Origin of the sequence: Blautia sp. CAG:237, from assembly GCF_000436615.1 — a bacterium.
GTDB classification, from domain to species: domain Bacteria; phylum Bacillota; class Clostridia; order Lachnospirales; family Lachnospiraceae; genus Blautia_A; species Blautia_A intestinihominis.
In genome coordinates this window covers 44,802-52,756 of sequence record NZ_FR886714.1, presented here as the reverse complement: position 1 = coordinate 52,756, position 7,955 = coordinate 44,802, and the positions used below count along the sequence as shown (strand labels likewise).

Below are 7,955 nucleotides of genomic sequence, written 5' to 3'. Positions count from 1 at the left end.
CATTTTGTTGAAGTTTCTTTATATTTTATTTTATCTAGTACAACAAGTTGAATTAGAAAAGTACATACCTGAAAATTAATGAGATTAAGGCTGGCAGTTATGACAAGAATTGAGAACTGTCAGCCTCGCGTTTTCTGTATAAACGAAAATAGAAAATTCACAGAATCTTCACAAAATAATTAGCACTCACATCTTTACAGTGCTAACAACATGTGTTATATTACCAGTATAACAAAGATAACCCAAAGGGTACGGAAAGAAATTTCGGTATCCTTTTCCTACGATATAGAGGAGGAAAGCCTATGAATATCAGTAAATTTACACAGAAATCCATCCAGGCTGTTCAGGACCTTGAGAAGGTTGCTTATGAGTATGGCAACCAGGAAGTAGAGCAGGAGCACCTTTTGTATGCGCTGCTGACACAGGAAGACAGCCTGATTCTCAAGCTGATTGAGAAGATGGAGATCAATAAAGATTATTTTATCAACGTAGTAAAGAAAGCCCTGGATGCGAAGGTTAAGGTATCCGGCGGTGATCTGAGATTTGGACAGTATCTGAACAAATCTCTTGTAAATGCAGAGAACGAAGCAAAGGCAATGGGAGATGAGTACGTTTCCGTTGAGCATCTGTTCCTGTCCCTGCTGACACAGCCGAGCCCGAGCATGAAGAAGATCTTCAACGAATTCGGTATCACCCGAGAAAGATTTCTCCAGGCACTTTCTACTGTGAGAGGCAACCAGAGAGTTGTCAGCGACAATCCGGAAGCAACTTATGATACCCTGAACAAATACGGAGAGGATCTTGTCGAGAAGGCAAGAAACCAGAAACTTGATCCGGTCATCGGACGTGATGCAGAGATCCGTAACATTGTCCGTATCCTTTCTCGTAAGACTAAGAACAACCCGGTACTGATCGGTGAGCCTGGTGTCGGTAAGACAGCAGCGATCGAAGGACTGGCACAGCGTATCGTTGCCGGTGATGTCCCGGAAGGTCTTAAGAATAAGAAGATTTTTGCTCTGGATATGGGTGCACTGGTCGCAGGTGCGAAGTACCGTGGTGAATTCGAGGAACGTCTCAAAGCCGTCCTTGAAGAAGTAAAGAAAAGCGAGGGAGAGATCATCCTCTTCATCGATGAACTTCACCTGATCGTCGGAGCCGGTAAGACAGACGGAGCCATGGATGCAGGCAATATGCTGAAACCTATGCTTGCCAGAGGTGAACTGCATTGTATTGGTGCCACCACACTGGACGAGTACCGTCAGTACATTGAGAAAGATGCCGCACTGGCACGTCGTTTCCAGCCGGTTATGGTTGATGAGCCGACCGTAGAAGATACCATTTCTATCCTTCGTGGACTGAAGGAAAGATACGAAGTCTTCCATGGTGTCAAGATCACAGACAGTGCACTGGTAGCAGCAGCTACACTTTCGCACAGATACATCACAGACAGGTTCCTGCCGGATAAGGCAATCGACCTGGTAGATGAGGCCTGTGCCCTGATCAAGACAGAACTGGATTCCATGCCGACAGAGCTGGATGAGCAGAGACGTAAGATTATGCAGCTTGAGATTGAAGAGTCTGCTCTTAAGAAAGAAACAGACAATCTGAGCAAGGAGCGTCTTGCAGAACTGCAGAAAGAGCTTGCAGAGATGCGTGACACCTTCAACACTCAGAAAGCTCAGTGGGACAATGAGAAACATTCCGTAGAGAAGCTCCAGAAATTACGTGAGCAGATCGAGGATATCAATAAACAGATCCAGAAAGCAAAACAGAACTACGATCTGGAAAAAGCTGCCGAACTGCAGTATGGTGAACTTCCGAAACTCCAGAAACAGCTTGAGATCGAGGAAAAACAGGTCAAAGAAAGCGACCGCAGTCTGGTACACGAAGCTGTCACAGATGATGAGATCGCAAGGATCATCTCCCGCTGGACCGGCATTCCGGTAACGAAACTGACCGAAGGCGAGAGAACCAAACTTCTCGGACTGGAAGACGAACTTCATAAACGTGTGATCGGACAGGATGAAGGTGTACGTCTTGTAACAGATGCGATCCTTCGTTCCAAAGCAGGAATCAAAGACCCGTCCAAACCGATCGGTTCCTTCCTGTTCCTTGGACCTACCGGTGTCGGTAAGACAGAACTTGCCAAGACTCTGGCAGCAACTCTGTTTGATGACGAGCAGAATATGGTACGAATCGATATGAGTGAGTACATGGAGAAATATTCTGTATCCCGTCTGATCGGAGCGCCTCCGGGATATGTTGGATACGAAGAGGGCGGTCAGCTTACAGAGGCTGTTCGTCGTAAACCGTACAGCGTTGTCCTGTTTGATGAGATCGAGAAAGCACATCCGGATGTATTCAATGTACTGCTGCAGGTTCTGGACGATGGTCGTATCACTGATTCTCAGGGCAGAACGGTAGACTTCAAGAATACGATCCTGATCATGACATCCAACATCGGTTCCCCGTATCTTCTCGACGGTATCGACGAGAACGGAAACATCAAACCGGATGCACAGGAACTCGTTATGAACGACCTGCGTGGACACTTCCGCCCAGAGTTTCTGAACCGTCTGGATGAAATTATCATGTTCAAACCATTGACAAAAGACAACATTGGCGGCATAGTAGACCTTATGGTACGCGAACTCAGCAACCGTCTGGCAGACCAGGAGCTTTCTCTGGAACTGACCGATGCAGCAAGGACTCAGGTAATTGAGAACGGCTACGACCCGGTATACGGTGCACGTCCGCTGAAACGTTATCTGCAGAATTATGTAGAGACACTTGCAGCCAAGAAGATCCTTTCCGGTGACGTTCATGCAGGTGATACACTTGTATTGGATGTCAGAGACGGCGAGTTTGTGATCAATACGAAATAAATTGCTGCTGTGTGAGAAGTGCTCAGCGGCAGGATACCACAGGAGGTAAAATATGATACCAAGAGATCCGGTGATGCTGTTGAGCTACGTCAACACACAGCTGAGAGATTTTTATTCCTCCCTGGATGCTTTTTGCGAAGACAAAGACATATCCAGAGAGGAACTGGTAGAGAAACTGTCATCAATTGATTATCAGTACGACACAGTGACAAACCAGTTTGTATAAAACAATAACGCGAAAAGGCATTTGCTTTTCCACAGATATAAGGTGGGAGGCAGATGCCTTTTTTGATGCATTGCATATCATATCGTGGAAACACAAGCAGTGTGTCTGCTGATTATCCAGATGATTAGCCTGACAAAATAATTTCCTTTCATTGTCAGGAAATTATTCCTTTGTAAAATCTAAAAAAAATGTGAAATCTACAAAAAACAGTTGCATTTTTTGTGCAAATACATATAATAAATAATTAGTCAACTAATCAATAGCTGGCTAACGAAATAAAACAGATATTTTAACGGAGGTGAAGATGTGTTTATAGACGAAGAACCAGGGTTCGCCCCTGAAGAGCATAGAATGAGTTTTTTGTCTATGTTTATGCGGATCGACCGCCGCTTTATGGGGAAGTGCTTTGGGCAGATGCAGGAACTTGGAATTTATCCGGGACAGATCCCGGTGCTTGGACTTCTGGCATATAAAGACGGATTGAGCCAGCGCGAGATTGCAGAACATTTGAGAATCAAACCGCCGACCGTCAATGTGACCGTCCAGCGGCTGGAAAAAGCAGGATTCCTTTTCCGCAAAGCAGATGAAAAAGACCAGCGTGTCTCCAGAATCTACCTGACAGAGAAGGGCAAACAGGCCAAGGAACGCGGCATGAAACGAGTAGAAGAAAATGAGAAGATCCTTCTTGACGGTTTCAGTGATGCAGAACTTTGTCTCTTACGAAGATTTCTGGAGCAGATAACCGCAAATATCGATAAAATACCCGGATCATCCGGAAAAAATGACACAAAGAAAGCGAGGCAGCAAAAGTGATCAAACTGATGAAGTATCTGAAAAAATCAGCAGGCTATATCATCCTGATCATAGCCCTTCTGTTTCTTCAGGCATACTGTGATCTGTCTTTGCCGGACTACACTTCCAAGATCGTGAATGTAGGTATCCAGCAGAGCGGAATCGAAGACAGCGTCCCTGAAAAGATCAGAAAGACATCCATGGACAGCTTACAATTGTTTATGGATGACGACGACAAAGAAACCGTAGATTCTTTTTATGAAGAAGACGGAGACGATCTCGTACTCAAAGACGATATAACAAGTGACGAACGGGACGAACTGAACAGTATCTTCGGCAAACCGATGATGATCGTGGCAAGTCTTTCATCCGGAAGCGAAGAAGTTACAGCCATGCTCTCCCAGATGGGTGTTCCAGAGGGAACAGACCCGATGCAGGCGATCGCCATGATGCCAGAGGAAGCACTTGATGCGATGACTGAGAAGTTCAGTGAGAAGATCGACAGCATGCAGGATTCCATCATCACCCAGGCAGGTGTCGCTTATGTGAAGAGCGAATATGAGGCACTGGGAGAGGACGTAGATGCGATCCAGATGCATTACATCAAGATCTCAGGTGTCAAGATGCTTGGTATGGCACTGGTAACGATGCTCTGTGCGATCTGTGTCGTATTCCTTTCATCCAGAGTGGCAGCAGCACTTGGTCATGACCTGAGAAATGCCGTGTATCGCAAGGTTATCACCTTCTCAAGCCGTGAATACCACAAGTTTTCCACAGCATCTCTGATCACCCGCTGTACGAACGATATCCAGCAGGTGCAGCAGGTAATGGCAATGCTTTTCCGTATTGTTCTTTATGCGCCGATCCTTGGTATCGGAGGTGTGATCCGTGTACTTAATACCGATTCTTCCATGACCTGGATCCTTGGTCTGGCAGTCGGACTGATCCTGGTAGTCATTATCGTTTTGTTCCAGGTGGCAATGCCGAAATTTACCGCATTACAGACACTGGTCGATAAACTGAACCTGGTAACACGTGAGATCCTTACCGGTATCCCGGTCATCCGTGCATTCAGCCGTGAGAAACACGAAGAAGAACGTTTCGAGGAAGCAAACGAGCGACTGACAAAGACAAACCTGTTCGTCAACAGATGCATGACCTTTATGATGCCGACCATGATGCTGATCATGAACGGCGTTTCCGTACTGATCATTTACAGCGGTTCCTATGCCGTTGATAACGGAACCATGCAGGTAGGTAACGTTATGGCATTCATCCAGTACGCAATGCAGATCATCATGTCCTTCCTGATGATCACAGCCATGTCCATTATGCTCCCGAGAGCAAACGTGGCAGCACTTCGTATCAATGACGTTCTCAAGACAAAAGTAAGCGTCACAGACCCGGAGAATCCGGTTCAGCCAGCCGAGAATATCAAAGGAACGGTTGAATTTGACCATGTAAGTTTTGCTTATCCGGAAGCAGGAGAGAATGTCCTGACTGACATTTCCTTCAAGGCGGAGAAGGGTGAGACGATTGCCATCATCGGAAGTACCGGAAGCGGCAAGAGTACTCTTGTAAACCTGATCCCTCGTTTTTACGATGTGACAGAAGGTAAAGTTCTCGTGGACGGTATCGATGTCCGTGATATGACACAGAAAGAAGTCAGATCCAGACTTGGATACGTACCGCAGAAGGGAGTCCTTTTCTCAGGTACGATCGATTCCAACATCCGTTACGGCAAGACTGATATTTCAGAAGCAGAAGTAAAAGAAGCAGCAGAAGTTGCACAGGCAACGGAGTTTATCGAGACAAAACCGGAGAAATACGCATCCCCGATCGCACAGGGAGGAACCAACGTATCCGGTGGACAGAAACAGAGACTTTCGATCGCGAGAGCGATTGCCAAGAAACCGGAGATCTTTATTTTTGACGACAGCTTTTCTGCACTGGACTTCAAGACAGACAGTACCCTGCGTAAAGCACTCAAAGCACATACAAAAGATGCGACAACGATCATTGTTGCACAGCGTATCAGTACGATCCTGAATGCAGACAAGATCATTGTCCTGGATGACGGACATATGGCTGGTATCGGTTCTCACAAAGAACTGATGAAGAACTGTGAAGTTTACCGCCAGATTGCAATGAGTCAGCTGTCAGAGGAGGAATTGGCATGAGTGGACAGAGACGACGTGGACCGATGGGCGGCAGAGGAATGCGCCCGACAGAAAAAGCAAAAGACTTCAAAGGTGCGATGGGCAAACTGTTCCGCTACATGGGACGCTATAAACTGCGTTTTGTGATGGTGTTCATTTTTGCGATCGCAGGAACAATCTTTAATATTGCAGGACCTAAGATCCTTGGTAAAGCGACAACCGAACTTTATACAGGCCTGGTTGCAAAGGTAAACGGAACCGGAGGCATTGATTTCACGAAGATCGGCACGATCCTTCTGTGGACACTGGGACTGTATGTGGCAAGTGCATGCTTTTCCTTTATCCAGGGCTGGATCATGACTGGTATCTCCAATGATGTGACCTACAACCTCCGTAAAGATATTTCAAAGAAGATCAACAAACTGCCTCTGAATTATTTCGAGAGCAGGACAAACGGTGAGATCCTCTCCCGTGTAACAAACGATGTTGATACACTGCAGATGAGTCTGAACCAGAGTCTGACACAGCTGATCACATCTGTGACAACTCTGATCGGTGTATTTATCATGATGCTTTCCATCAATGTGTGGATGACACTGGCAGCACTTCTGATCCTGCCGGTTTCCATGTTTATCATCCAGGCAGTGATGAAGCATTCACAGAAATACTTCCAGGCACAGCAGAATTACCTTGGCGCAGTCAATGGTCAGATTGAAGAAAACTTCGGCGGACATGACGTAGTAAGAGTATTCAACAAAGAAAACGATGTTCTGGAAGAATTCGAAAAAGACAACAAGAAACTTTATGAATCTGCATGGAAATCACAGTTTTTCTCAGGAATGATGATGCCGATCATGCAGTTCGTAGGAAACCTCGGATATGTAATGGTAGCACTGCTTGGAGGAGTCTTTGTTATCAAAGGTTCCATCGAAGTCGGTGATATCCAGTCCTTTTTCCAGTATATCCGTAACTTTACACAGCCGATCCAGCAGATCGCGCAGGTAACAAACCTCCTGCAGTCATCCGCAGCGGCATCCGAGCGAGTATTTGAATTCCTCGAGGAAGAGGAAGAAGTACAGCAGCCGGAACATCCGGATTCTATCGAAGGTCTGAATGGAAATGTACAGTTCGAGCATGTAGAGTTCGGTTACAACCCGGATAAGATCATCGTTCATGACTTCTCCGCAGATGTACATGACGGACAGAAGATCGCAATCGTAGGTCCGACCGGAGCAGGTAAGACCACCATGGTCAAACTCCTGATGCGTTTCTATGATGTGAATAAGGGTGCAATCAAGGTAGACGGACACGATGTCAGAAACTTCAACCGAAGCGAACTTCACGAGATGTTCGGTATGGTGCTACAGGATACCTGGCTGTTCTCCGGAACGATCATGGAAAACATCCGTTATGGCCGACTGGATGCAACGGATGAAGAAGTGATCGCAGCAGCAAAAGCAGCACATATCCACAACTTCATCATGCAGCAGCCGGGCGGATACCAGATGGTACTGGATGAAGAGACCAGCAACATTTCCCAGGGACAGAAACAGCTTCTTACGATCGCGAGGGCGATCCTTGCGGACAACAAGATTCTGATCCTTGACGAAGCAACATCCTCCGTCGATACAAGAACAGAAATGCAGATCCAGAAAGCGATGGATAATCTGATGAAGGGACGAACCAGTTTCGTTATCGCACACAGACTTTCCACGATCAAGGATGCAGACCTGATCCTCGTTATGAAGGATGGAGACATCATCGAGCAGGGCGATCATGAAGAACTTCTGGCAGCCAAAGGATTCTATGCAGACCTTTACAACAGCCAGTTTGACAATGGTTCTTCAGAACTTTGCTCATAAACCCAGAAGTAAAACCAGAATTTTAAGCCAT

5 protein-coding genes are annotated in these 7,955 nt (G+C 46.2%); all 5 read left to right on the top strand.

Annotated features, from left to right (window positions below):
- Positions 1–302 precede the first annotated feature (302 nt).
- The 5 genes from clpB to QZL69_RS05255 all read left to right on the top strand — a co-directional run bounded on the left by clpB (position 303) and on the right by QZL69_RS05255 (position 7,924).
- A complete protein-coding gene (gene clpB / locus QZL69_RS05275; protein ID WP_022214183.1) occupies positions 303–2,885 on the top strand; it encodes an ATP-dependent chaperone ClpB in 2,583 nt (860 codons plus the stop codon).
- A gap of 52 nt (positions 2,886–2,937) precedes the next feature.
- A complete protein-coding gene (locus QZL69_RS05270; protein WP_022214182.1) occupies positions 2,938–3,111 on the top strand; it encodes a DUF4250 domain-containing protein in 174 nt (57 codons plus the stop codon).
- A gap of 351 nt (positions 3,112–3,462) precedes the next feature.
- Positions 3,463–3,924 carry a MarR family winged helix-turn-helix transcriptional regulator gene (locus tag QZL69_RS05265; protein WP_227222012.1) on the top strand — a complete coding sequence of 154 codons (462 nt, stop codon included), beginning with the start codon at positions 3,463–3,465 and terminating at the stop codon, positions 3,922–3,924.
- The gene (locus tag QZL69_RS05260; RefSeq protein WP_022214180.1) at positions 3,921–6,083 is read left to right on the top strand and encodes an ABC transporter ATP-binding protein; all 2,163 of its coding nucleotides are present in this window, start codon (positions 3,921–3,923) and stop codon (positions 6,081–6,083) included. The genes QZL69_RS05265 and QZL69_RS05260 overlap by 4 nt, the downstream gene beginning before the upstream one ends.
- Positions 6,080–7,924, top strand: coding sequence for an ABC transporter ATP-binding protein (locus QZL69_RS05255; protein ID WP_022214179.1), 1,845 nt, complete (start codon positions 6,080–6,082; stop codon positions 7,922–7,924). The genes QZL69_RS05260 and QZL69_RS05255 overlap by 4 nt, the downstream gene beginning before the upstream one ends.
- Positions 7,925–7,955 lie beyond the last annotated feature (31 nt).